Genomic DNA, 26237 nt, shown 5'->3' on the forward strand with positions numbered 1-26237 from the left:
AGTTATCAACAGAAGTTTGTGCATAAGTGAGACTTTATAAACAAAATAGTCCTTTATGACTATGTAAAATAAGACCATTTTAGTAAAGGAATTGTTTTCATCGTATTGAATACTTAATAACGGGCAGTGAATCTTTCCTATTTATCCACAAAAAGAAAGGCTATCTCCCTAAAAACACAGCTAGAAAGGGGAAAATTAATGAAAAAGGTTATCTCTCGTTCTTCTATTCTATTGTTCTCCACTATTTTTATTTTATCCACATTCTTTACAGGTCAACAGGCTAGTGCCGCTCCATCGAACAAACAGGTGGAACTGGAAAAAGCAGAAATCTTCGGTGAAATCAATGTCAAATCTAGAAAACATACCACTGTCATTGTTGAATTAAAGGAAAAATCCTTAGTTGAAGCAAAGCAAGAAGGCAAAGCTCAAACAAAGGCCTCCCTCAAAAAATCTCGAACAAAAATAAAAAATGCAGCACTCAAAGAAGTTGATAAAGCGAGTGTGCGTCAAGAATATGAAAAAGTCTTCTCTGGTTTCTCTATGAAACTTCCTGCAAACGAAATTCCGAAGCTGCTCGCAGTTGACGGAGTAAAAGCCGTTTATCCGGATGTTACATATCAAACAGATGAAGTGAAAAAGGAAAGCATTCAGCTTCCAAATGAAGATGTTTCCCCTCTTATGGATAAAAGCGCTCCATTTATCGGTGCACCAAAAGCTTGGGATGCCGGCTACTCTGGAAAAGGGGTAAAAGTCGCTGTCATTGATACTGGAGTAGACTATACCCACCCTGATTTAAAAGGAAACTTTGGTTTATACAAAGGCTATGATTTTGTTGATAACGATTATTCTCCGCAAGAGACACCTAAAGGAGACCCTAGAGGTGAATCGACAGACCATGGCACACACGTCGCAGGGACAATCGCTGCCAATGGACAAATTAAAGGTGTCGCAAAGGATGCCACACTTCTTGCGTACCGTGTACTTGGGCCAGGCGGTTCTGGGACAACTGAAAACGTCCTTGCAGGCATCGACCGTGCGGTTACTGATGGAGCAGATGTCATGAACCTCTCTCTCGGAAACAGTGTGAATAACCCTGATTATGCCACAAGTATTGCACTCGATTGGGCCATGTCTGAAGGCGTTGTTGCTGTCACATCGAATGGAAACAGCGGTCCAAACAGCTGGACAGTCGGATCTCCCGGCACGTCAAGAGATGCCATTTCAGTCGGAGCAACTCAGCTTCCGTACAGCCTTTACAATGTGAAATTCCCGAACTATTCTACTGCAAAAGTGATGGGCTACTACCAAGAGAGTGATTTAAAAGCACTTGACCAAAAACAAGTCACACTCGTCCATGCAGGTATCGGTGACGAAAAAGCATTTGAAGACATCGATGTGAAAGGAAAGGTTGCCGTGATCGAACGAGGAGCCATTGCCTTTGTTGATAAAGTCGACAATGCAAAAGCTGCTGGTGCAATCGGCGTTGTGATGTATAACAACACCGATGGAGAAATTCCAGTCGATGTACCAGGTCTCGCTCTTCCAACGATTAAACTATCAAAAGCTGAAGGAACGGCGCTTGTCAAAGCCATTGAGGCTGGAAACAATACAACGACTTTCTCCATTCAATTTGTCAAAGAGCTTAGTGAGCAAGTCGCAGACTTCTCCTCTCGCGGACCAGTTGTGGATACGTGGATGATTAAGCCTGATTTATCAGCGCCAGGCGTCAGCATTGTAAGTACCATCCCAACGCATGATCCTTCTCAGCCTTACGGATATGGCTCAAAGCAAGGAACAAGCATGGCTTCACCGCATGTGGCAGGAGTTGCAGCGATCATGAAGCAAGCAAAGCCATCTTACTCAACAGAACAAATTAAAGCATTGCTGATGAATACAGCAGAAAAACTATTCGACGCAAACGGCAGCCCATTCCCTCACAACACACAAGGGACAGGCAGTGTTCGAATCATTGAATCACTCCAAGCGTCATCTATCGTTTCTGATGCGAGTTATTCTTACGGCACTTTCTTGAAAGAAAAAGGCGTTCAAATCAAAACAAAGAAATTCAAGGTAGAAAACCTATCAAAAGCACCGAAAACGTATACCATTGATTACAAATTCGATGGCAGCGGCATCAGCACAAACGGAACGAAGAAAATCACTGTCAAAGGGAATTCCACGGGGTCCTTTACTTCCGCGGTACAAGTGAACTACGGTAAAACCAAAAAAGGAACGTACCAAGGCAGCATTACCCTTCGTGAAAATGGCAGAAAGGTCACAGAGATTCCGACTTTATTGATTGTAAAAGAACCTGATTATCCGCGCGTCACTTCGGTTTCCGTAGAGCCGGATAACCGTGCTGGAAGCTATGTCATTAGCAGCTATCTGCCTGGCGGAGCTGAGAACCTTGCATTCCTCGTCTACTCGACAGATGGAGAGTATTTAGGTGAAGCAGGTGTTTATCAACACGTTGATAAAGGAGAACACCGCGTAAAATGGAATGGCACAATCAATCAAGGTCAAAAACTCGAACCTGGTGAGTATACAATGCTTGCGTATGCAAGTCTGAAAGGAAAATCCGATACTGTTCAAACGAAGGAACCTTTCGATATTTACCCTGAATAAATGTGAATCACAAGAAAAGCCTTGTATGAGCGGATCAACTCATCAAGGCTTTTCGATCATATATGGAGGAAAGAGAGACTGATGTTAATATTGCTATGGATCGTTTCTTGTTTTACTGCTTTTTTTCTAACGATCACCTTGGTGTATTTTTTCACCCTTTTATATGCGAAACATCCTCGTCCTTTTCATCAAGCATGCGAGCTGACGGTCTATGTGTCCTTCATTTACCCGCTTAGTTTGCTTGTGACAGCCTCGTTTATTTTCATCATGATGCTCCTCTTCCCTCTCTACTGGCTGCGTGGACGTTAAACAGACATACATACGTTATGCATCAAAGGCTTCTTTTAATAAACGATAAGATGTGAGCCGGTCTTGCATGCGGTGAGTGATGGTCACGGCAATTACTTCATTTGTACGATAAGCCTTCGTTAGTGCTGTCAGCTGCTTTTTCACAGAAGATAGCGTCCCCACCACCATCCTTTGACGATTGGCAGCCACTCGTTTTTGTTCATATGGACTATAGGAATAAGCTTGTGCACTTTCATATGAAGGAAAGCCTCCGAGGTTTTGCCCCTGTTCATTGGCGAGTAAAGATAAATCTAAGCTGACTGCCAGTTTTTCTGCCTGCTCCTCTGTTTCAGCACATAAAACGAAGACCGCGAGACTGACGCGCGGCTCATCACCGAATGCTGAAGGTTCGAACCGGTTGATATATTGCTCCACAGAATCTTCTCCGCCTTCACCATTGATAAATAGTGCAAACGTATAGCCTGCACCTGCTTTTGCCGCAAGTCTTGCACTTCCTCCAGAGGAACCAAGCATCCATACCTCTGGTGCAGTCTCTACTTTCGGAGAAGCGGTTAAATGGGGGAGCGGATAAAATTCATCCGCTAGGTCGTGTAAATAGACCTTCAACTCTTCTACCTGCTCAGGATATTGATCACCTAGACGTTTTCGTTCACCATGATGAAGAGCTATGGAGGAAATGGGCATACCACCAGGAGCACGTCCAATCCCAAGATCGATTCTGCCAGGAGCGAGGGCTTCGAGAACCCTGAAGTTCTCTGCTACTTTATAGGCGCTATAGTGAGGCAGCATCACACCGCCTGACCCAATACGTATATGTGACGTAACGGCTGATAAATGACCGAGGAGCACCTCTGGGCTCGATCCTGCAAGCCGGTTTGAAAAATGATGCTCTGATACCCAAAAACGGTGATAGCCCCACTTTTCTGCCTGCTTTGCCAATTCAACCGTTTGCTTCAAGGCTTCAGCAGGTGTTGCATCTCCAATCAAAGGAGATTGATCCAGTATACTTAATTTCATCTTACTGCTCCTCTTACAGAAATCCCCCTCTCTCCATCGAAAGGGGGATGTCTTATTTATTTTCGATTAAAGCCCTTCTCTTTCACAAATTCTCCAAGGAAGGCACGCTTTGGCTGACTAAAGCCGCGAAGCATCTGCTTAGACCAAGTATCGGTTCTCTCTCCGTTTGTCCGTTCTTCATAATATGATGAAATACGGTCATCGTATTCTTTTAAATAACGATCCACATGCGTTTCATCTTGCTGATATGAATTTTCATGATAAATGAGTTCAACTGGCAGCCGTTCCTTTTGTGACGATTGACTCGCTGGATGTCCGACAACCAGACCAAATAACGGCAGCACATATGATGGTGTTTCAAGCAAATCAGAGACTTCTCTCAGTTGATTGCGCAGACCGCCAATATAGCAGATCCCAAGTCCCATTGATTCTGCGGCTATACTCATATTTTGCGCAGCGAGCGCCGTATCAATGACGCTAATGAGAAAGGCTTCTGTATTCTCAAGCGCCTCCTGATGATTCTTCCCTGCTTTTTTTGCAATATCATCATGGCGTTTCAAGTCTGCACAGAAGACAAAGAAATGCCCATTCTTCTCAACGTATGGCTGATTACCAGCCAGTTCAGCAAGCTTGGCCTTCTTCTCTTGATTTGTCACACCAATAATACTGTACGCCTGTACATAGCTTGATGTCGAAGCAGCCTGTGCACTTTTAATGAGTGTCAGCACCTCTTCTTCGGACAAACGCTCGTCTGTAAACGAACGGATGGACCGATGATTTAATATCGTTTCTATCGTTTTGTTCAATTCGAAGACCTCCTTCACTTCTACTATCATAAGACAAAGACATATGGCTTTTCAAAAATTAAAACTCGAATGAAAAAAGACAGTCTATGCTTAGACTGCCCTTACCCGTTTTATTTAAATAAATAACTTTGGTATTTCGTTAATTGAACACTTGCGTTATAAGCAATTCCGAATCCAATGAGAACAGATAAAACAGAGCTTCCTCCGAAGCTGATAAATAGGAGCGGAATCCCTGTTACAGGCATTACGCCGATGTTCATCCCAATGTTCTGGAACGTATGGATTACAATAAGTGCTGTATATCCTACACAGAAGAATGACGCAAATCGGCTATAAGGATGGATACGGTCAATCAGTACGACAAGCCGATAGATCAAGAAGAAGAACATGATCACAACAAACGCACAGCCAATAAAGCCAAACGCTTCTCCTATAATGGAGAAAATCATATCTGTTTGTGCTTCTGGGACATAGACTTTTAAGTTTTTAACTCCATTCCCAAAAATCTGTCCAGCACCGATAGCCATAATGGCCTGGTCTACTTGATATTTATCAGACCCAGACGCATCCTGAGTCTGCGCCTGATTGGCTGATGTAGAGCTATCAGGCAGCCAAGCGGTAATCCGGTTAATTTGATACTGCTGAATGCCGATTGTTTTTGCAACATCAGGGAAGAGAATGATCACGGCTAACACAGCGGCAACTAAAAGCACAACCACAGAACCGATGAGAGAAATCAGCTTCCAATTGACCCCTGATAAAAACACCATCACAACGACAATAAACATACAGACAGCTGCCGTACCTGCATCCTGTAAGAAAATCAGTCCAACTGGAACAGCTGCTACACCGGCAATTTTTAATAGTAGGAAGATATCGTCTTCTAATGTCCGTTTTCCTCTAGGGCTTGACTTGCCGATGACAGATGCAAGCATCATAATCAAACCAATTTTCATGAACTCTGAGGGCTGAAGTGTCCCAATCCCCGGTATCACAAACCAGCTTTTTGCACCGTTTTTAATTGGAGCAAAATCATGACCTCCGATTTGCGCAGGAGCGACTTTCAGAAAAAGTAACAACAGGATGCCGCCTATAAAAATATAAAGACTTAGCTTCTCTAATTGCTCCAAATCAAAGTAATTTATGGCTACAATACATATAACGCCGACCATGTAGTAAATGATCTGCCTCGTCCATGCATTAGATCCATACTGCCCAAATTGACCCGCAGCATAAATCGCAATGACACTAATGGCAAAGAAGGCTAAAAATATAAAAATTAAATCCCCTTGATAGTATGGAGATGTATTCTGCTTGTTCATGAACTAACCACCCTTATTACAAAACATAAAAGCCCTTATTTATATTAGATTGAAATTTTCACAAAAGCAACTCACCTTAAATATGACGGAAGATACATCCGAAAGGTTCCAATCATTTTTAAAAAAATGAAATACTTTTCATCCTAACAATAGGAAAAAATTCCTCTATACTCTTTTCATTCAACCGATCATGAGTCCTTTAAAAAGATTATTTTACAGATATTAAGGGGAAAATTCAATGACCTATGTGGCGATATGACAAGCAATTATTAAACCAGCATAAGCTGTACGAAGAGAAAAAGAAAAAGCCACCTTCTACGGAATAAGGCCCATTTTCCAATTATTGCGTTTACTTCAAAGTCAATTGTGGTATAATACTTGTAACAAAATGTTCACAATATCTCCTAAAAACAGACACAATTGCATCCTGACCTCTCATTTGAATTGAACATCAACTTACAAAGGAGTTGGATACGATGGATATGTTCTTTGCGTACCTATGTATTGCAACGGCTACACCCCTGTTTTTATGGCTTGAAAACAGAAAAATTGCACTAGCTTCTATTCCACCTATTATGATTATGTGGATTTTCTTCGGTCTTTACATGACAAGCAGTTTATCTCCAGCAGGACATACCTTCATGATCGCATTCTTTGCCATTAACGTCATTTTGGCACACGTTGCAGCGTTCCTCATTTATGGACTTCCATTCATTCGCAAAAGATTCAGCAGCACCAGATAAACAACGCACCACTTATTGGAGGCGTTATCAACATCATGATAAAAACCACTCACCTTTAAGAGATGAGTGGTTTTTTATTATTTCTCTGAATGCTCAGATTGCTTTGGCGCAGAAGGTGAATAACCGTCTTTGCTGTTCTCTCCGTGGCTGTAGTGAGCCGCAAAGATCCAAACAGATCCGATAACGAAGATAATCGCACAAAACAGACCAAACAATGTATTTCCGACTTGAACAGTTCCGTTCTCGCTTTCTGTCATGTGCATAAACATGAATAGCTGCAAGAACGCTTGAATGAAAGCAAAACCAAAGATAATCCATAGTTTTGCAGAACTGCCAATTTCAGCTCCAATAGCAATCCAGAATGCTAAGATCGTTAGCACGATGGATAGGATGAAGCCAACTACGTGTTTCCAAGGGAAGTGTTCGTGCTCTGCTGAGGAATTTGTTTTTCCAGCCATATCACAAAAGCCCCCCTAATCCGATCAAGTAAACAGCTGTGAAGATGAAAATCCATACTACATCAAGGAAATGCCAGTATAGACTTGAGATAAAAATCTTCGATGCTGTTTGTGGAGTTAATCCACGTTTTTTAATTTGGAACAAGACCCCGGTAATCCAGAAGATACCGATGGATACGTGTAGTCCGTGAGTTCCTAAGAGTACAAAGAATGCAGACCAATACGCACTTGTATGGATGCTCGCACCCTCGTGTACATAATGGAAGAACTCGAAAATCTCAAAGCCAACAAAGCCTGCACCTAGAAGCAGTGTGAGAATCGTCCAAATGACAACCCCTTTTGTACTTCCACGACGCATTTCATGAACAGCAATCCCACATGTAAATGAACTAACCAATAGCAGGAATGTCATGATCAATACAAGCTTCATATCAAACAGCTCAGCTGGTAAAACGCCGCCAGCTGTTCTGCCATGAAGAACAAAGTAGGTCGCAAAAAGTGTTGAGAATAACACGATTTCCGCGCCAAGGAATATCCAGAAACCAAGGATGTTTAAACGTCCCGTTTCAGACTGATATTCAAGCGGTGCATTTGCATAGCTGCTATCATTATGTCCCATTACTTCTGCGCCTCCTTATTCTTTTTCTCTGTTTCAATCACTTCTTCAACAGGAATATAGTAGCCATCGTCATATTCAAATGAACGTAAAATCATTGTTGCGAATACACCGATTAAGCCAATAACGCCAATCCAGTACCATTCAAATACAAGACCGAATGCTCCAAGTCCGAAGAATGCAGACATGATAAGCGGTCTGCCTGAATTGTGCGGCATGTGAATTTTCTTGAATTCTTTCTCAGGATGAACGTCTACATTGTTTTGCTTCCAATGATGGAATGCATCTGGTGTTGTCACTTCTGGAAGTGCTGCAAAGTTATAATGCGGCGGAATTGCAGAAGATGTTGCCCAGTCAAGAGTACGTCCTTCTCCCCAGCTGTCTCCAGACACTTCACGCTTCGCGTGTCTCCAGCTGTAGTAAATGTTGTAGCAAAGGATGATGAATCCGACACCCATCATAAATGCACCAATTGTTGAAATAAAGTTTAGTGCAGTCCAGCCATCTTCTGGTCCATACGTATAAATACGTCTTGGCATTCCTTGCAGTCCTAAGAAGTACTGCGGGAAGAAACAGATGTTAAATCCGATCATGAATACCCAGAAGAACCATTTGCCGATTCTTTCGTTTAACTTGTAACCAAACATTTTTGGATACCAGAAAACAAGACCAGCAAAACAAGCAAAGACAGTACCTGCGATTAATACATAGTGGAAGTGGGATACAAGGAAGTACGTATTATGGTACTGGTAATCCGCAGCTGCCATCGCAAGCATAACCCCAGTGACACCACCGATAACGAAGTTCGGGATGAAACCAAGTGCCCAAAGCATTGGTGAAGTAAAGCTGATACGGCCTCGATACATTGTAAAGAGCCAGTTAAAGATTTTCACACCTGTTGGTACAGAAATCGCCATTGTTGTAATCGAGAAGAATGAGTTAACCGCTGCACTGTTCCCCATTGTAAAGAAGTGGTGAACCCACACAAGGAAACTAAGAACAGAGATTGCCACAATCGATACAACCATCGCTTTGTAACCAAACAACTGTTTTCTTGAGAACGTCGCAAAGATTTCTGAGAAAATACCGAAAGCCGGCAGGATCACGATATATACCTCAGGATGTCCCCAAATCCAGAAAAGGTTCGCCCAAAGCATTGGCATACCGCCTGCTTCGAGTGTAAAGAATGCAGAACCGAATAAACGATCAAATGTCATAAGTGCTAAAGCAACTGTTAGTACAGGGAATGCGAATACGATGATGACAGACGTGATCAATGTTGTCCATGTAAACATTGGCATACGCATAAGCGTCATACCTTTTGTACGCATTTTTAAAATGGTCACCATGAAGTTAATACCAGTCATAAGTGTACCAATACCTGCAATTTGGAGCCCGAGCAAGTAATAGTTCTGTCCAGGTCCTGGTGAGAAATCATTTCCGGCGAGCGGCATGTAACTCGTCCAGCCTGCACTTGGTGATCCTCCAATTACGAAGGAAATGTTGAACAGCATCGCTCCGACCATAAATGTCCAGAAGCTCAGGTTGTTCAAATAAGGGAATGCAACGTCACGTGCACCAATTTGAAGAGGAACAACGACGTTAATTAAACCAATTAAAAATGGCATCGCCATGAATAGAATCATGATCGTACCATGCGTTGTGAATATTTCATTATAGTGGTTGGAATCTAAAAACGTATTATTAGGAAGCGCCAGCTGTGCGCGCATCATCAGTCCGTCTACCCCACCGCGGAAGAACATAATCACAGCAGCAAGGATATACATGATCCCAAGCTTTTTATGATCAACTGATGTTAGCCATTCTTTCCAGAGCCATTTCCACTTTTTAAAGTAGGTTAAAACAAACACGATAGCAATGGAAGTAAGAGCGATAGAAATTTGCGCACCAAGAATTAATGGGTCTCCAGTTACAAAAAACTCATCCCATTTCAAATGCATAACGGCCTCCTCCTTTCCTTAGTCAGTTTATTCATTATCTAGTTTTCTTTTATAGTTCTTCACATTCTCGAAAGGATCTGTTTTGGAATGCGGAGAAACTGATTGGTAACCTAAACGTTTGCGTGCTTGGAGTGCGTATTCAGAATCCTCTCCATGCTTCGCAAAGGATAAATGTGTTGATGAGAATGTCTGCACATCTGCAGCATCAGGAAGCATCAAGTAGTCATACGTTTTCTTCGTTAACTTCGGTGCTTCTTTTTTCGATTTGCTTACCCATTTATCATAGTCAGACTGCGTCATCGCATTGACTTTGAATTTTTGCTGAGCAAAGCCTTCGCCTGTGAAGTTGGCGTTTCTTCCTTCATATGTGCCAACTTGATCAGCTTGAAGATATTGTTCCATCTCCATTCCAGCCATCGCATACTTCTCCCCGCCTAGCTGAGGAATCCATAGTGATGCCATTGTATCAGCAGAAGTGATTTTGAATAAAATCGGCTGATCTTTTGGAATGTTTAAGTAGTTCACTGTCTCAATATTTTCCTCTGGATAGCTGAAGATCCATTTCCAATCAACAGCTGTAGCATAAACGACAAGAGGATCTTTATGGCTTGTTGCTTGAGGTGCCTCTTCCAAAGAGTAAATTGTTTTTACAGTTGGAACTGAAAGGGCAGCAACGATTAATATTGGGATCACTGTCCAGACAACTTCTAGAAGCGTATTCCCGTGTAGTTCTGGGTTATAAGAGGCGTTTCCAACGTCCTTACGCTCACGGTATTTAACCAAAATGATGGTAAACAGTACAAATACCGCACCAACGATAAAGAGCATGAATCCGATGGATAAAAGGATTAAGTCTTTTTGTTGTGCTGCGACAGGTCCTTTAGGATCTAAAACAGCGATATTGCTGCAACCTCCTAATAAAAAAACACTCACGAGCATCGCTAATAAAAGCATAGGTTTAATGGCTCTGAACAAGAAGATCACCATCCTTCCTTAGATAATGTATAAATTGCTGAATAATTGTGAAAAGCCATCTGCCTTCGAAAACTTTTCTTCCCTTTGTAATGCTATCAAAATCTGTTAGAGTTAGCTTCCCTTTTTTAAAAAGTTCATTTATTTTTCAACAGATTTCTATTAAAATGTCATAAATTCGACATAAATTTATATTATTGCACACACAATAAATTTCTAGGATTTTGAAAAGTTGAGAGTTGAAGGCAAAGGACAAACAATCAAGAACTTTGTCAAATTTAGGTTTACCACAATAAAAAAGTTTGGTCAAATTTCAATTTAACTTAATGAAATTTTATCTAGGTAAACAATTTCGAAATAGGCATCCCCATATTTAACAAAAACCTTACTCATTTTAACGCAAGTTCACAAGAAAAGAAAGTATCGATCCTCTGTGTATACGCTGTAAGAATTGGTAATGATGCTGAATTAGTGGAATCTCGCTAAAGACTTCCAGCAAAAAACCGGCTCAGCGCCGGCACTCTGCATTTATTCATCCCTCACTAAGATGTCAGGTCGTCTATAGATCTTCCCTTCATGTTCAATGTCCATGTACGTCCACTTGCCTGTATACGTTAAAAAGCGATTGCCCTCTTTTTCTACAACAATCGTATCCTCTGATTTCAGTCCAGGCAACGAAGGGTTCCATGTAAACACTTGATGCAGCTGAATTTCTCCCTTCGATGAGGGAACGGCAATGATTTCCCTAGATACAAATCCCGTCTTGCCCCCTTGATGAAGCTTTTTCCAGCTATCAGGGAAACCCTCTTTTTCGTACTGAGCAATACCTGCTTTCAAAACATCACCTAATGTTTTCCCAGGACGTGTGGCGGCATTCATGACCGTGTCAATTCGTGCTAGTCGCTCTTTGTTCTCTTCAAGCTCCTTCGGAAGCTGACCAAAGTAAACAGACCTTGTGACATTTGCAACGAGCCCGTGCCGCTCCGCGCAGAGAACAACAAGCGCGTGCTTTTGAAGAGATTTATCTGTTGGAATCGGGTGACGGTATTGATGAATCCGGTCATCCGTTGCCACAAGCAGAACCTCTATCGTCATCCCTTGCGCAATAGCTCTTTTGGCAACAAGCGAAGCAATTTCGTGCTCGGTCTGCCCTGGAACGATTTCTTGACAGATACTTTCTACAATGACCGCTGTTTCATGACAAAGCGTTTCATATTGTCTGAGCTGTGAGGCACTAAGGATCGAGCGGACATGCGACAAATTCGGTTCAATCCATTCGAATCCATCCATTTGAATATCCGTCCCAATTCGTTTACCTTTTGCGAGTTCTTGAATGTATGGGGCCTCATCCTCATACCAATCCATTGTGACCACTTGATACGGATGATCGACGTGCGCCATTTCTTCTTCAATGATCCGCTTTTCTTCCATTTGATTCACAATGAGAACGAGGTCGTCTTTTAAGACGAGCAGCTGACACACGCCCTCTGGCGTATTTAACACAATGTGATTCCTTCTTCCGCCTGTGAGCCAGGAGAAGTTATTTCGCTTTTGAATCAAAACACCATCGAGCTGCTTTTCTTCCATTAGCTCTCTTACTTGTTCAATCATCTAATCACCTGCCTGTTTGAAGTGTTTGAATGAAACGGTTAAAAGCTGTTTTCCCTTGCTCAGTTCTTTTAAACACACCTGCTTGGGAGAGAATTCGAGAAAAAATAATGCCGATTTCTTTTTGTAAAATGGTTTCGGTATTCTCCTCTGTAAAGGCGTTCTCTTCAAGCAGCCGCTTTGCCCAAGTCTCGTGCTTCATGATCGCAGGCCGGGCTTTGATTTCTTCAAGTGGGCTTTCAGATAGCAAAGCCTCTTTTAATTGGCTTAATTCCTCTGCTAATCTACCAGGAAGCACAGCAAGGCCCATGACTTCAATTAATCCGATATTCTCTTTTTTAATATGGTGGACTTCTTCGTGCGGATGGAAAATGCCGTCCGGGTGCTGCTTGTCTGTACGGTTATTACGCAGCACTAAATCTAATTCATAGGCATCCCCGTGGCGCCGCGCAATAGGTGTGACGGTATTGTGAGGAGTCTCTCCTGTATGAGCGATGACCCCCACCTCTTCATCTGAATACAGTTTCCACTCATGTAAGATAAAGTCTGCTGCATCTGCGAGCGGCTGCCGCTCACTGCTTCGAAGGCGGATCACAGACATCGGCCATTTCACAATACCAGCTTGCACATCTGGAAAGGCGTTGAGAGAAAAAACCTCTTCCATCTCTGCTTTTGCCATCGGAAATTCATGGGCACCACCCTGAAAATGGTCATGACTTAATATACTGCCTCCGACAATCGGAAGGTCGGCGTTCGACCCGATGAAATAGTGCGGGTATATAGATATGAAGGAAAGCAGTCGTTCAAAGGTCTCTTTGGTGATGCTCATTGGCTCATGTTTGCCTTTGAACACTATGCAGTGCTCGTTGTAATACACATAAGGTGAAAATTGCAGAAACCACGATTCACCTGAGAGTGTCACAGGAATAATCCGATGATTCTGTCTCGCTGGATGGTTAATCCGCCCCTCGAATCCTACGTTTTCTTTACAAAGGAGACAAAGAGGATATTGCTTTTGACTGAGCTTCTTCGCTTGAGCGATGGCTTTAGGGTCTTTTTCTGGCTTTGATAGATTAATGGTGATCTCCAGCACGCCATCGTCTGTTGATGTAAACCACTGTACATTTTTGGCAATCCTGCCTGTATGAATGTAGTGGGCATGCTGCTGCATTTCATAGAACCAGCTCGTAGCTGCCTTCGGTCCTCCCTGCTGACGTTTTTCCTCAAACTTCGCATAGATGACACTTGGAGGTGCCACCAAACAGCCCATGATTTTCGCATCTAGTAAATCACGATACGTATCCGTCCCCTCAGGGATAAGTCCTGTTTCTACTGCCCAATCGAGCATCGGCATTAAGATGTCTTCAAGGTCTTCTTCTACTGAGACTGAAACTGTTCTTGCTTCCGCTTCATCGAGCCTGAGCACCTCAAGCAGTCGATTTCTCGTATATTCGATATCTAGTGATGTTATCAGCTCTTTATTAATTCCGTATTGAATCAGCTGTTCCAGCTTTTCAAAAATATCAATCGCCATTCCCTCAGTCCCCTCTCTTGCCTGCCTTTACGTTTTATTCACTTTGATAGCCATTTGGGTGCTTCTGAAACCAATCCCACGCACTTTGAATGATCGTGTGAAGGTCAGCATATTGAGGTGTCCATCCCAATTCTTGCAGCGCTTTTTCAGAAGAAGCAATCAGCTTTGCTGGATCTCCCGCACGCCTTTTTGCCATTTGTGCCGGGATAGCATGCCCCGTGACTTTTCTAACAGCTTCTACGACCTGCTTCACGGAGAACCCTGTTCCATTCCCTAAATTGTAGGTCGCACTGCCTTTTCCAGCACGCAGCCGGTCAACGGCTAAGATGTGTGCCTCTACTAAGTCCATCACATGAATGTAATCTCTAATACACGTGCCATCCTCTGTCTCATAATCATCACCGTAAATCATGATTTGATCTCTTTTTCCTAAAGCAACTTGCAGAATAATTGGAATGAGATGCGTCTCAGGCTGATGATCCTCTCCGACAAGTCCTTCTGTATGGGCACCAGCTACATTAAAGTAGCGAAGAACCACGTATTCTATTCCATACGCTTCTTCAGACCACTTCAGCATTTTTTCAATCGCTAGTTTCGTTTCTCCATAAGGATTCGTTGGGTTCGTTTCATCCGTTTCAACGATCGGCACCCGCTTCGGTTCACCGTATGTAGCAGCAGTTGAAGAAAAGACGATGTGTTTCACATCAAATTCATTCATGACTTGTAGTAAAGCAGTTGCTCCGACGACGTTGTTGTCATAGTACTTAAGCGGGTCTGTTACACTCTCCCCAACAAGTGAATCTGCAGCAAAGTGCATGACCGCTTCTATTTGATGCCTTTTGAACACCTGTCTTAAAAAGGCGTGATCTCGTAAATCTCCCTCCTCTAAGACAGCTCCTTCCAAAACAGCTTCTTTGTGGCCTGTCTGCAAATTATCCACTACCACTACTCGTTCGCCTTTCGCTAAAAGAGCCGCTACCGCATGACTGCCTATGTAACCTGCTCCTCCACAAACTAAAATTGTCATCACACTTCCCCCTTTGTGAGTTCTCTTGCGCCGCCTCCAATTCCAGCTGTGTAAAAAGAGGCTTGAATACCTGTTTTCTCTTGATATAACGCACCAGTTTCTTCTATAAATGAATCTAGCAGCTCTTCTTTCACTATGCTGATCGTACATCCGCCAAAGCCTGCACCTGTCATACGAGAGCCAATCGTCCCCGGGTGCTGCCAAGCTGCTTCAGCCAGGGCATCTAGTTCAAGTCCTGTTACTTCATAATCATTCTTTAAAGAAAGATGAGAAGCCTTCATAAGCCCACCTAGTTCTTCCATTTTATCATCTTTCAAAAAATTTACTGCTTTCATCGTCCGCTCATTTTCCGTCACGACATGTCCTGCTCGTTTGCGGCAGTTGTCATCTTCAATCAAGTGGGCAAGCTCTGCAAATTCATTCGCAGTGAGCTCACATAAGTGGGCAATGTCGATTTCTTTCTGAAGATCATGTAAAGCGGATTGACATTCTGCCCGGCGCTCATTGTATTTGGAATCAGCCAGTGTCCGTTTTTTGTTTGTATTGGCGATGACAAGCGACAGTCCCTCTTGCCGAAACGGACTATATTCAAAGGCAAGTGTGTCACAATTGAGCAAAATGGCGTGATCTTCTTTTCCAAGGGCAATCGAAAACTGATCCATGATCCCGCAATTGACACCAATAAATTCATTCTCTGCACGCTGTGAAAGAAGAGCAAGATCGACATTTGAAACGCTGAATGAATGCCATTCATTGATGAGAACAGCGGTGACAAGCTCTATAGAGGCAGAGGAAGACAGACCTGCGCCATTTGGAATATTGCCGCTATACACAATGTCAAAGCCATCTTCTATCCTCATTCCTGCTTCTATAAACTGCTTGAACACACCCTTCGGATAATTTGCCCAGCCGTCCGACTCTACGTAAGCGATTTCAAAAAGATTGAATTCTTTCACACCATCGCGATCAAAGTTCAAGGAATACATTCTCACGCGGCCATCTGAACGCTTTGCACAGGCAGCATACGTTCCGAGAGTAAGCGCGCACGGAAACACATGTCCTCCATTGTAATCTGTATGTTCACCAATCAAGTTCACTCTTCCTGGGGCAAAAAAATAGTGAAGTTCTTCCCTATCTCCAAATTGCTGGTGAAATGCCGCGCGTAACGTATCGATCATATCCATTCCCCTTTTCTCTTCTGATACTTTTATTTTAGTTGTCCCAGGAGCATCAGTTCAATGGTAAAAAAATCGTTAAAAAATACCCTTTTTTTGCTGTGAATGGTACGATGTGATATGAGGTGTAACATGATTCTAAATAGAAAAAGGTTGTTTTTTGCTGTGAAGGAGGGTTTCCAATTTGAAGAAAGAAGCATTTGCATTTCGTTTTCACCATTCTGATGTGACATTGCCGGCACAAATCTGGTCTGTTGGCTGGGAAGTTCAATCTTCTTCGTTATATAGCTGGAATGGCGTGGAGCGGAAGGATCAAGGCAAGTGCATCTTTCAGCTCACACTGTCTGGACATGGCATGATTGAAATCGGAGAGAAACGTTTCAAAGTATTGCCCGGTCAGGCCTTTCTCGTGAAAAGCCCAAGTGCCTACCAATATTATTTTCCAGAAGACAGTGAGCATTGGGAATTTCTCTATTTAACGCTTTACGGGGAAGCCTGCGATCTTTGCTTTGACCAATTTATTGACCAAGGAAAGCAGGTCATGCGTTTTCATCCGAATTCCAGACCGATCCGCCTGCTCAAGACCATTTATGATGAAGCCAGTGAAAGACGGATTACCAATCCATTTGAGGGGTCTAGCCTTGCTTATCAATTTGTCATGGAACTGTATTCATATTTGCCAAAGCTTGAGGGACAAATGGAGAAATGGCCCGAGCCCATCGTTCAAGCTGCCTTGTTTGCCAGCCATCATTTTCACGAGGAAATTGGCCCAGACGATATGGCAGCTGCGGCACGTTTATCCAAAAGTCATTTTACAAGGGAATTCAAAAAGGCCACTGGCTTCACACCTATTCACTATCTAACCAATATTCGGTTAGAAAAGGCGGAAACGTTATTGAAAACAACAAAATACTCGATTGAAGAAATCGCCATACAGTGCGGCTACAGAAATGCGAATTACTTGAATAAAGTCTTTCGAAAGAAAATCGGCATGTCTCCAAAGCAACTGCGGGAAACAAGCGATGCATAATAAAAAGCAGCCGCTTTCACAATTGGCTGCTTCTTTTACGCTTTCATCAGATCAACATGAATTCTCCCTTGTCTTAAAACAATGGTCATTTGCGTGTCAGGTGTCATTAAGTTTTCCAAAATGTCCGTTGCTGTTTGAAGCGCAATGTCCATTCGGTTGATCTTTTCCTTTTCTTGTTCCGAAAACGCTTCTGGATGTGCGGTCATTTCTTTGACTAGCCTCAGCACTTGTTCATGCTGCTTTTCTGTTTGCTGATATATGACATCATATAATTCGTCTGGCCTGCTGCTCATTTCACATCACCTATCTTTTTTCATGTGTTAAATCGCATCTTCTTTTGTTTTCTTGAAGACGAACCATTTGCTGGCGACATAATTCACGACCACAATCACAAAGTTGACAAGAATTTTTGCGACAGTTTCATTGAGCGCCATTTGGCTCACAAATAAAATCATCAACCCTAGATCTACACCGAGAGACATGAGACGAACACTAAAAAATGAAGAAAGCTCACGCATAAGGCTTTTCGTATCACGAGCCTTTTGCTTGAAGACATACTTCTTATTGGTGATATAAGCAAAGAGAACAGCAAATACCCATGAAACAACTGTAGCTGTTTTATAATCCATGGAAAACATCTCAACGAATAAGTAGAAGCTGACTATGTTGACGATGGTTGTACACACACCCATCACAAGATACATGACAACTTCTTGATACTTTTGAAAAAGGCTATACATGTCTTTCTTCATTCCTTCTTGGTGGTTTCTGTTTCTTTTAGAATACCATCTTGAGAAGAACTTCCCAAACGAACAATATGTACGTCCTGCACAGATGAAATTTGTTCTACTCGATGGCAAATGTCAACCTAATTGGTTTATATAAGCCAAATGTTTTAGGTCTTTTTCATTATTTTAATTTATAATCTTTTAACTGACTTTACAATTGTTTATTATTAGAAGTAAGAAATCAATATTTATGGGTTTTTTAGTCATTTTTTTAGGAACGTGGTAGGTGATAGATTTTACAAAATAGGTTAAATGTCATCATTTTTCGACAAAATCTATTTTGCGCTGTTTTCATCCACACGTACAGTTACTAGACGGTTTGTTCAAGTCATTGGTTGCAGATGAATATGTCTTATTGAACTGGAGGATATTATGGATACGCAAGTGAAAAGAAGAGTTGACGAAGAGTGGGTTTATTTGATTCAGGAAGCGAAAAAAATGGGACTAGCCATCGAAGAAATACAAGCTTTTTTAACATCCAACGGTGATCAGAAGATGATAAACAAACCGTAAATCAACGCCGTTATCCTTTGTCTTTCAGACTGCTTTGGCTAAAAGTTCTGACTTGTCAATTGACCTTTTGAAAATCCTTTCATGACGATACGCTACAGTAGAACACCCCTTCATACCAATCCCTTCCACTCATGGGGTTCTGTCTTTCTATATTAGGAGGACAGTCCGTTTCCCGTTCTTTATATGATCCCTTTTTAGCCACTATTCATGAAAATTGTCCTTCTCTCGTTATAAAACCAAGCTCCCCACCCATATATTAAGCATGAAAGCATTGAGAAAGCAGAGAGGTGGGTAGAGCGTGAGTTCAGATTCCCTTTCCTATTATCACCAAAAAAAGGATCAGTATTATCATGGCGTGAACCCGGTCATTGTCAGCCGTATCCGCGCGGAATGGACGTCTTTATTGGATATCGGATGCGGCACAGGCAAGCTTGGAAAAGTCCTGAAACAAAAGGACCGGACCATTTATGGAATTGAATCGTTTGAGGATGCAGCAAAAGAGGCTGAGCAGGAGCTAGATCATGTGCTATGCGGAAATATTGAACAGATGACGCTCCCTTACGAACAGGAACAATTTGACTGCATCATATTCGGAGATGTCCTTGAACATTTATTGGACCCGTGGGCCGTTTTAAAGAAGGTCAAACCCTTCCTTAAAAAAGAAGGAGCCATCTTGTCATCCATTCCGAATATCGGTCACATATCAACCGTTTTAGAATTATTAGCCGGCAGATTCACTTATACAGATGCAGGATTAATGGATCAAACTCATTTACGTTTCTTCACTCTTCATGAAATTCATGCACTCTTTCATTCAGCAGGCTTTCGTATTCGCGAACTCGAAACCATTCGCGTACAGCACCCTTCCTACGAGAGCGTGATGAATGATTTACATGAATTACTCATGAAGCATGGCATTCGTTCAGATTTTCATGAGGCCGCTACCGCCTATCAATATGTGGTTGAGGCGGTTCAGCTTCATGAGTAACCCCACCATCCTGTTTGTTTTATGTGTAAATGATGAGTCTATGTTTCAGGCTTGCTTTCGGCAGCTCGCTTCACTTCCCGCTCCCCATGGATATCATGTGGAGGTTTTGCCGATTAGACATGCATCTAGTATGACCTCTGCCTATAATGAAGCCATCACTCATCCAGCTCAGTTTAAAATTTATCTTCATCAAGATACATTGATTGTCAAACAGCATATGCTTCTTGAGTTGATCCCGCTTTTTTTACAGCATCCATCCCTTGGGATGGTTGGGGTCATAGGTGCAGAAAGCGTGCCTGACAATGGGATCTGGTGGGAAAGTTCTGATTGCAGGGGAAAAGTCATTGAATATCGTCACGACACCTATCAGCTGCTTTCATTTGAAAGTGGTCGTCAACAGGCAGAAGCGCAAGATTATATGAACGCTTCGGCGATTGATGGTCTTTTCATGGCGACGCAGTATGATGTGAAGTGGCGTGAGGATCTCTTTGATGGCTTTCATTTTTATGATGTTTCGCAATCCTTTGAATTCATGCAACAGGGCTATGAGGTTGGCATTGTGAGGCAAGAAGAGCCTTGGTGCATCCACAAATGCGGAGATCATTTTGATGCGGAAGCGTATGAAAAAGCGAGACAAACATTTCTTGCAAATTATCGATAGAAAGCACCCTTTTCGGGTGCCTTTTTTATGATATACTGTCATAAACAGCCAGATCGTCTCTTATGCATTGGAGTACCTTGTCCCTAATTCGTACAAAGGAGGAAACAATGGCAGACAAAAAAGTTCATTATAAGAAGGTTGCCGCTTCAGAGGATTTTCGAAAACTTCTTGAGGAAAAACGCAGATTTATCGTACCGATGACGATTTTCTTTTTTCTCTATTACTTTTCACTTCCGGTTGCTACATCCTACTTCACCTTTTTGAACACGCCGGCAATTGGCGCGATCTCATGGGCTTGGTTATTCGCCCTCACACAATTTGTGATGACCTGGGTTTTATGTGGACTTTATGCAAGGAAAGCTGCTCAGTTTGACAAATATGTAAGCGCTTTAAAAATTGATTCAAGAGGTGATGACGAATGAGCATGACCGCTTTTATTTTATTCATTGCGATCGTAGGGCTCACATTGGTCATCACATATTTTGCTGCGAAAAAAACGAGCAATGCGAGCGATTTTTACACAGCAGGCGGAGGTCTGACTGGGTTTCAGAACGGCCTTGCCATCGCCGGGGACTATATGTCTGCCGCTTCATTTTTAGGGATCGCTGGAATGATCGCTTTAAATGGATTTGACGGCTTTTTCTATAGCATTGGCTTTCTAGTGGCGTATCTTGTCGTTCTTTACGTTGTGGCCGAACCGCTTCGAAATCTAGGAAAATATACGATGGCCGATATGATTGCTGCACGATTTAAGCGTCCTGCCATTCGAGGGGTAGCCGCGTTTAACACAATCACAGTCTCTACTTTTTATATGATTGCACAGCTTGTTGGGGCAGGTGCATTAATCAAGCTGCTTCTTGGCATTGATTACTGGATCGCGGTGCTGATCGTAGGTGTCTTGATGACCATTTATGTCGTGTTTGGCGGCATGATTGCGACCAGCTGGGTACAGATCACAAAGGCTGTGCTTCTCATGCTCGGGACGTTAATTATTTCTCTGCTTGTGTTTGCAAAGTTTGATTTTAGTCTGCTGAAGATGTTTGAAGAGATGAAAACAGCGACCCCGCTCGGTGGGGCATTTCTTCACCCGGGAAATAAATATGATGTGCCTTTAGAGACCTTGTCTTTGAACCTTGCTCTAGTGCTTGGGACAGCAGGTTTGCCGCACATTTTGATCCGGTTTTATACGGTGAAGGATGCCATTTCTGCGCGTAAATCGGTTCTATCCGCTACGTGGATCATCGGTATTTTCTATTTAATGACGGTATTCCTTGGCTTCGGTGCTGCTGCCTTTGTTGGAACAGACGCGATCACCGCAGCAGATGCAGCAGGAAATATGGCCGCCCCTCTACTCGCTCAAGCCCTTGGAGGAGATTTGTTATTTGCCTTTGTTTCCGCTATTGCCTTTGCGACCATTTTGGCGGTCGTAACTGGTCTCGTCCTATCTGCTGCGTCTGCCTTTGCGCATGACTTTTATAGTCAGATCATCCGCAAAGGGAAAGCGAGCGAACGGGAACAGGTGAAGGCGGCACGCTTTGCTTCCATCGGCGTGGCCATTCTTTCTATCATTCTCGCATTATTTGCCCAATCGTTAAACGTTGCTTTCCTTGTGTCACTTGCTTTCGCAGTGGCAGCAAGTGCAAATTTACCATTGATTATCTTCACTGTCTTTTGGAAACGATTTAATTCTACGGGTGCCATTGCAGGGAGCTTAGTTGGACTTTTGAGCGCACTGATTATCGTCTCGCTCAGCCCAAGCGTCTGGGACCCATCGGGAGCAGCCATCTTTACAGGAGACCCGCTCATCCCGCTGTCGAACCCTGGAATTATCTCGATCCCGCTCGGATTCCTTGCCGCTTACTTAGGCACGATCTTCTCCTCTGAAAAAGCTGATGAAGACACCTTTACGGAAATTCAAGTAAAGGCACATACAGGAATGCATATGGACACTGATTCATAAGGAAATGCCGGCCTCAGATTGTTGACAAAGGGCTAAAAATGATCTTGATTTTAGCCCTTTGTCTTCTTTTCAGCGTGAAGAAAACCTTTGCAGCCCTAGGAAGGACGAGTACTGGCGCGGAGCGAATTTGACATTCGTGAGCACCAGCACGCAGGACTGACACCGAATGCGAGGGTTTGTCTACACGCTGGAGCCGGCTTTTTTGTGTTCTTCTTTTCCTTAGTAAGGTATAAATTGACCCTTCAATTTATTTTTATACTTTTCTAACCTGGCAAATTTTCTACACGTAATAAGAGAGCATAAGGTGACGATGATCAACAAAATTTCATGCGTTTCTCCTCTATTATCAATCACTTTCTTCATGCCTATCCCCCCATTATTGATCTATTTCTCCTACACTACGTCATTCATATGTTATCATTTTATACACATACTGGAAATCATTTTACACGTTGAGACACTCATATTTGTACAATGATAAGCTGCAAGAAAGAAGTGACATTACTTATGCTTCAGATATATTCTGCCAAGTTATTATTTGAATCCATCTCATCACCAAGCAATATGCCCAATAAAATATTTGAAGAACGAATCATTTTGGTGCGAGCCAAAAACCATCGTAAAGTAAAAGATATCGTCCAAAAAAGCTTTCCAGAAGAAACCTTTGATAATGCTGAAGGTGGACAAACGACCATAAAATTAGCAGCCATATTAGATGTCTTTGAGCTTGTAGATCACTTAGAACAAGAATCGCTGCATTTAAGTGAGGTGTACAGCCGCCACCTTATTTTTGATAAAGAAACTTCGGCGAAAGAAGCCATCGAGGCTTATTCTTTAGACAAATAAAAGAAGCCGGCTGATGAGCCGGCTTTTTAATAGCGCTGAAATAACTCTGGATTTTTCGGAACGTTTTCTAAATAAACGATCTTTCCTTTGTCGTCTAGTTCTGCAATATCAATTCCTTCTGCTGTATACACACGACCATCCGAAAGTTTTCCACAAACGGCCCAGTTGGTTTCATACTTGCCATCTTCTCTTTTTTTCCATCCATCCCACATATGCTTGATGTCTTCATGCACGTGGAAAAATGTGTTTAAAAACTGTGTAAACGCTTGGATACCAGGCTTCTCTGCACCATTTAAGACAATCATGACATCGTCAGAAAACAATGCGAGCAATTCATCCATTTGCTCCTGCCCTTTTCCAGCTTCATCGTAGCGGCGAAAATACGTATCGAGCACTTCCATTGTTCATTCTCCTTTATTTACCTGTCATTTCGATAAAAATCGAACAATTTGATTGTACACAATTGTTTCTCACCTGTCTATTTTCACCGAAATCAGAAAAGACATGAATTGAATCAATCCATGTCCCCTACAAATTAAAAAGATGCTTTTTCTGATGCAACAAGTGCTTTCAATTCTTCTGCTGCTTTCTTAGGGTCAGCACTCTGGCTAATGGCACTGATGATGCTGATACCATCTGCCCCTGCTTGTATGACTGGTGCTGCATTGCCATATGTGATACCCCCAATGCCAACAATCGGAATATGAAGACCATGATGACGTACTTTAGTGATCAATGATACTCCTTGGACACTGCGTGTATCCTTTTTCGTTTCTGTTGGATAAACTGGACCCATGCCTACATAATCTGCACCGTCCTTCATGGCTTGTTTCACTTCATCTAGGTTATGCGTAGACACACCTAAGAAAAAGCCGGCTGATGAGCCGGCTTTTTTAAACTTCGCTAATTCAAATTTTCCACATCAGAAATCTAAACGCTTTTTACATGTTATAAATTGTGAACATTTTAGACACACACAACTTACATTATTCTCAACTTAAAATTTAACAGTAAAAGTGACTACTTTAGAATAACCAACTGATTGACCAACAACATTCATACCATACAACTTTGTTCCTCGTACATAGGCCTTACCACCAGTTTTTTTAGCGTTTAACTTATGCCATGTGGACTTTTCTGTCCAAGTAATAGCAAGCATGAGACCGACTTGCTCACTCCATACTTTTACACCACTTACTTTGCTACCAACTCTTGTTACACGTGCATAAGAAGCAATATATCCAACTCCATTATGTTCCTTAAAGCTATACGTTTTTGTAGATTTTTTTGCTTTAGCTTTTTTAGCGGCTAAAGCCTTTACAGTATTCCCAATAACACCTTGATCAGTTTCATCATTTTCGAGATCCCCATTTGACGCTTTAGCGTTTTCTTCTTTAAGGAATTTCTCAAACTCTTCAACAGAATTAAAATCTAGTGAATTCTCCGGATTTTTTTTAGCATCAGTAGCAATATCGAAACCATATTTTTTAGCTATTTCATTAGCTTTACTCACTGTTAGTTTATCTTCTTTCTGTACTTCTGCCTTAGTATAATTTCCCCCTACGAAAAGTGAAGAAATAGAAAACAACAAAATAGTCAAAACAACAAATAAATTCTTCAAAATAACCCTCCTAAATATTTAAATCTTCCAAATCATAGCACATTATAGAAAAAGAGGGTTAATTAACCTATTTTTTTAAGGTGATTTTAAGCTTTCTCATTATTTGAATATTTTAAAAAAAGCTTCATATTGTTTTATTCATTTTTTATTATCTCATTCCATCTAAAAAATATTTTCTCTAACTCTTTTCTAAATCAACAAGTGCTTCCAATTCTTCTGCTGCTTTTTTAGGATCAGCGCTCTGGCTAATGGCGCTGATGATGCTGATACCATCTGCCCCTGCTTGTATGACTGGTGCTGCATTGCCGTATGTGATACCCCCGATGCCAACAATCGGAATATGAAGACCATGATGACGTACTTCAGTGATCAGTGATACTCCTTGGACACTACGTGTATCCTTTTTCGTTTCTGTTGGATAAACTGGACCCATGCCTACATAATCTGCACCGTCCTTCATGGCTTGTTTCACTTCATCTAGGTTATGCGTAGACACACCTAATATTTTATTCCCGATTTTTTGTCTGACGTCTTCTGCATTTGTATCTTCCTGTCCAACATGAACGCCATCTGCATCAAGATCTATCGCTAGCTGCACATCATCATTTACAATAAAAGGAACATCCGCTTCTTGGCAGAGTACTTGAAGTTGGCGAGCCAATTGTTTCTTCTCTTCTCCTTGCAAGGCTCCCTCACCCTTTTCTCGAAATTGAAACATGGTGATTCCGCCTTGAATCGCCTCTTTCAACACATCAAGCGGCTGCCGGCTTGTATTCGCTGTTCCCATAATAAAATAAACCGATAATTGCTGTTTGATTTGCTGTTGATCAGCCTTTGTCATGTGACATTCCCCCTATTTTCCCCAGCGTTAACACATCATCGCCAGTTGTGTGTGTAAGTGCATTGAGCAATTCCATTTGAAACGTACCTGGCCCTTTATTCTGGGTATACTGAGCTGCCTTTTCAGCTGCGACACCATAAAACAATAGAGCAGCTGCCGACGCGTGAAGCGGCCTTTCATCTGCTGCACAAAATGCCCCGATGACAGACGTCAGTAAACAGCCTGTTCCCGTCACCTTGGTGAGCCATTCATGTCCATTATAAATAGACAACACGTCCTCTCCATCTGACACCACATCAACTTTCCCAGTGATCACCACAACGGTTTGAAGTGTCCTCGCTGCTTGTTTGACTAGTGCCGATACATCTCCGTTCGCTGCTTTCGCATCAACGCCTTTTGACTCCCACCCATCTACTTCAAGTAAATGAGCAATTTCTGCAGCATTCCCTCTGACAACGGTCATGTTTACTTGCTCTAACAGCTGTTTTGCCGCTTTCATTCGGAACGCTGTCGCACCGACGCCGACAGGGTCTAATAGAACAGGTATCCCCTTTTTATTGGCAGATTGTCCAGCCAGAATCATGGCCTCCACCGTCTCCTTGGTCAGCGTACCAATATTCAGTACAAGCGCATCGGCTAATTGCGCCATTTCAGCCACTTCTTCTTTGGCATTTGCCATGACTGGCGAAGCGCCTAAAGCAAGCAGACCATTTGCTGTAAAGTTCGTCACGACTTGATTGGTGATATTATGAACAAGTGGATTTTCCGCTCGAACCTTCTCCAATAAATGAGATGCGCTGCTTGTTTTCATCCGTA

The 26237-nt window shown here is 42.4% G+C and carries 27 protein-coding genes and 1 pseudogene; 10 read left to right on the plus strand and 18 right to left on the minus strand.

All coding sequences use genetic code 11. The features are described 5' to 3' along the window. Window positions 1-198: 198 nt before the first annotated feature. Window positions 199-2625 (plus strand): S8 family serine peptidase, encoded by a 2427-nt coding sequence (locus tag MHH68_RS17320; protein WP_339164402.1) that lies wholly within the window; start codon window positions 199-201, stop codon window positions 2623-2625. An 81-nt stretch (window positions 2626-2706) separates the two neighbouring features. Beyond that, window positions 2707-2934 carry a hypothetical protein gene (locus tag MHH68_RS17325; protein WP_058013391.1) on the plus strand — a complete coding sequence of 76 codons (228 nt, stop codon included), beginning with the start codon at window positions 2707-2709 and terminating at the stop codon, window positions 2932-2934. Between the two features lie 15 nt (window positions 2935-2949). On the opposite strand, the gene MHH68_RS17330 is transcribed toward MHH68_RS17325, so the two are convergent. From MHH68_RS17330 to MHH68_RS17340, 3 genes are all read right to left on the minus strand, one after another. Beyond that, window positions 2950-3951 carry an LLM class flavin-dependent oxidoreductase gene (locus tag MHH68_RS17330; RefSeq protein WP_339164404.1) on the minus strand — a complete coding sequence of 334 codons (1002 nt, stop codon included), beginning with the start codon at window positions 3949-3951 and terminating at the stop codon, window positions 2950-2952. A gap of 56 nt (window positions 3952-4007) precedes the next feature. Next, the gene (gene nfsA, locus MHH68_RS17335; protein WP_058013389.1) at window positions 4008-4757 is read right to left on the minus strand and encodes an oxygen-insensitive NADPH nitroreductase; all 750 of its coding nucleotides are present in this window, start codon (window positions 4755-4757) and stop codon (window positions 4008-4010) included. Window positions 4758-4867: 110 nt separating this feature from the next. Continuing rightward, window positions 4868-6079 carry an FtsW/RodA/SpoVE family cell cycle protein gene (locus tag MHH68_RS17340; RefSeq protein WP_058013388.1) on the minus strand — a complete coding sequence of 404 codons (1212 nt, stop codon included), beginning with the start codon at window positions 6077-6079 and terminating at the stop codon, window positions 4868-4870. A gap of 476 nt (window positions 6080-6555) precedes the next feature. Between MHH68_RS17340 and MHH68_RS17345 the strand changes: the two genes are divergently transcribed. Beyond that, window positions 6556-6822: a spore morphogenesis/germination protein YwcE gene (locus tag MHH68_RS17345; protein ID WP_058013387.1), complete on the plus strand. Its 267-nt coding sequence runs from the start codon at window positions 6556-6558 to the stop codon at window positions 6820-6822. 77 nt (window positions 6823-6899) lie between these two features. On the opposite strand, the gene qoxD is transcribed toward MHH68_RS17345, so the two are convergent. The 8 genes from qoxD to MHH68_RS17385 all read right to left on the minus strand — a co-directional run bounded on the left by qoxD (window position 6900) and on the right by MHH68_RS17385 (window position 16182). Continuing rightward, the gene (qoxD, locus tag MHH68_RS17350; protein WP_003215204.1) at window positions 6900-7280 is read right to left on the minus strand and encodes a cytochrome aa3 quinol oxidase subunit IV; all 381 of its coding nucleotides are present in this window, start codon (window positions 7278-7280) and stop codon (window positions 6900-6902) included. A gap of 1 nt (window position 7281) precedes the next feature. Next, on the minus strand, window positions 7282-7899 hold the full coding sequence (gene qoxC / locus MHH68_RS17355; protein ID WP_003214975.1) for a cytochrome aa3 quinol oxidase subunit III: 618 nt from the start codon (window positions 7897-7899) through the stop codon (window positions 7282-7284). After that, window positions 7899-9857, minus strand: a complete 1959-nt coding sequence (gene qoxB, locus MHH68_RS17360; RefSeq protein ID WP_003215069.1) for a cytochrome aa3 quinol oxidase subunit I — start codon at window positions 9855-9857, stop codon at window positions 7899-7901. Before qoxB ends, qoxC begins: the two co-directional genes overlap by 1 nt. A gap of 27 nt (window positions 9858-9884) precedes the next feature. Beyond that, window positions 9885-10841, minus strand: coding sequence for a cytochrome aa3 quinol oxidase subunit II (gene qoxA, locus MHH68_RS17365; RefSeq protein ID WP_339164407.1), 957 nt, complete (start codon window positions 10839-10841; stop codon window positions 9885-9887). 516 nt (window positions 10842-11357) lie between these two features. Further along, window positions 11358-12440: an aminopeptidase P family N-terminal domain-containing protein gene (locus MHH68_RS17370; protein WP_339164409.1), complete on the minus strand. Its 1083-nt coding sequence runs from the start codon at window positions 12438-12440 to the stop codon at window positions 11358-11360. 4 nt (window positions 12441-12444) lie between these two features. Further along, a complete protein-coding gene (galT, locus tag MHH68_RS17375) occupies window positions 12445-13971 on the minus strand; it encodes a UDP-glucose--hexose-1-phosphate uridylyltransferase (RefSeq protein ID WP_339164410.1) in 1527 nt (508 codons plus the stop codon). A 34-nt stretch (window positions 13972-14005) separates the two neighbouring features. Then, entirely contained in the window at window positions 14006-14998 is a 993-nt protein-coding gene (galE, locus tag MHH68_RS17380; protein ID WP_339164411.1) for a UDP-glucose 4-epimerase GalE, read from the minus strand. Then, window positions 14998-16182 carry a galactokinase gene (locus MHH68_RS17385; protein WP_339164413.1) on the minus strand — a complete coding sequence of 395 codons (1185 nt, stop codon included), beginning with the start codon at window positions 16180-16182 and terminating at the stop codon, window positions 14998-15000. Before MHH68_RS17385 ends, galE begins: the two co-directional genes overlap by 1 nt. A 175-nt stretch (window positions 16183-16357) precedes the next feature. On the opposite strand from MHH68_RS17385, the gene MHH68_RS17390 reads away from it, so the two are divergent. Next, a complete protein-coding gene (locus tag MHH68_RS17390) occupies window positions 16358-17203 on the plus strand; it encodes an AraC family transcriptional regulator (protein ID WP_003214606.1) in 846 nt (281 codons plus the stop codon). Between the two features lie 35 nt (window positions 17204-17238). On the opposite strand, the gene MHH68_RS17395 is transcribed toward MHH68_RS17390, so the two are convergent. Both MHH68_RS17395 and MHH68_RS17400 read right to left on the minus strand, forming a co-directional pair. Then, window positions 17239-17496 (minus strand): hypothetical protein, encoded by a 258-nt coding sequence (locus MHH68_RS17395; protein ID WP_187704230.1) that lies wholly within the window; start codon window positions 17494-17496, stop codon window positions 17239-17241. 27 nt (window positions 17497-17523) lie between these two features. Further along, window positions 17524-17907 carry a GtrA family protein gene (locus tag MHH68_RS17400; RefSeq protein ID WP_012011676.1) on the minus strand — a complete coding sequence of 128 codons (384 nt, stop codon included), beginning with the start codon at window positions 17905-17907 and terminating at the stop codon, window positions 17524-17526. Window positions 17908-18363: 456 nt separating this feature from the next. Between MHH68_RS17400 and MHH68_RS17405 the strand changes: the two genes are divergently transcribed. From MHH68_RS17405 to MHH68_RS17430, 6 genes are all read left to right on the plus strand, one after another. Then, complete coding sequence (locus MHH68_RS17405; RefSeq protein WP_058013382.1) at window positions 18364-18504, plus strand: anti-repressor SinI family protein; 141 nt, start codon at window positions 18364-18366, stop codon at window positions 18502-18504. A gap of 298 nt (window positions 18505-18802) precedes the next feature. Then, window positions 18803-19492, plus strand: a complete 690-nt coding sequence (locus MHH68_RS17410) for a class I SAM-dependent methyltransferase (RefSeq protein ID WP_144461534.1) — start codon at window positions 18803-18805, stop codon at window positions 19490-19492. Next, complete coding sequence (locus MHH68_RS17415; protein WP_339164416.1) at window positions 19485-20153, plus strand: glycosyltransferase family protein; 669 nt, start codon at window positions 19485-19487, stop codon at window positions 20151-20153. The genes MHH68_RS17410 and MHH68_RS17415 overlap by 8 nt, the downstream gene beginning before the upstream one ends. A 107-nt stretch (window positions 20154-20260) precedes the next feature. After that, complete coding sequence (locus tag MHH68_RS17420; RefSeq protein WP_339164418.1) at window positions 20261-20575, plus strand: DUF485 domain-containing protein; 315 nt, start codon at window positions 20261-20263, stop codon at window positions 20573-20575. Continuing rightward, complete coding sequence (locus MHH68_RS17425) at window positions 20572-22113, plus strand: cation acetate symporter (protein ID WP_058013379.1); 1542 nt, start codon at window positions 20572-20574, stop codon at window positions 22111-22113. Before MHH68_RS17420 ends, MHH68_RS17425 begins: the two co-directional genes overlap by 4 nt. A gap of 507 nt (window positions 22114-22620) precedes the next feature. Next, window positions 22621-22959: a DUF4288 domain-containing protein gene (locus MHH68_RS17430; RefSeq protein ID WP_339164421.1), complete on the plus strand. Its 339-nt coding sequence runs from the start codon at window positions 22621-22623 to the stop codon at window positions 22957-22959. 26 nt (window positions 22960-22985) lie between these two features. On the opposite strand, the gene MHH68_RS17435 is transcribed toward MHH68_RS17430, so the two are convergent. The 5 genes and pseudogenes from MHH68_RS17435 to thiM all read right to left on the minus strand — a co-directional run bounded on the left by MHH68_RS17435 (window position 22986) and on the right by thiM (window position 26232). Continuing rightward, complete coding sequence (locus MHH68_RS17435; RefSeq protein WP_060597556.1) at window positions 22986-23360, minus strand: nuclear transport factor 2 family protein; 375 nt, start codon at window positions 23358-23360, stop codon at window positions 22986-22988. 134 nt (window positions 23361-23494) lie between these two features. Beyond that, window positions 23495-23824, minus strand: a pseudogene (locus MHH68_RS17440) (thiamine phosphate synthase); the annotation flags it as partial. Window positions 23825-23956: 132 nt separating this feature from the next. After that, on the minus strand, window positions 23957-24580 hold the full coding sequence (locus MHH68_RS17445; RefSeq protein WP_180309874.1) for a hypothetical protein: 624 nt from the start codon (window positions 24578-24580) through the stop codon (window positions 23957-23959). 178 nt (window positions 24581-24758) lie between these two features. Continuing rightward, complete coding sequence (gene thiE, locus MHH68_RS17450; RefSeq protein ID WP_339164422.1) at window positions 24759-25421, minus strand: thiamine phosphate synthase; 663 nt, start codon at window positions 25419-25421, stop codon at window positions 24759-24761. Continuing rightward, on the minus strand, window positions 25408-26232 hold the full coding sequence (gene thiM / locus MHH68_RS17455) for a hydroxyethylthiazole kinase (protein ID WP_339164424.1): 825 nt from the start codon (window positions 26230-26232) through the stop codon (window positions 25408-25410). The genes thiE and thiM overlap by 14 nt, the downstream gene beginning before the upstream one ends. Window positions 26233-26237 lie beyond the last annotated feature (5 nt).

The sequence above is a fragment of the Bacillus sp. FSL K6-2841 genome (genome assembly GCF_037976435.1).
GTDB classification, from domain to species: domain Bacteria; phylum Bacillota; class Bacilli; order Bacillales; family Bacillaceae; genus Bacillus; species Bacillus pumilus.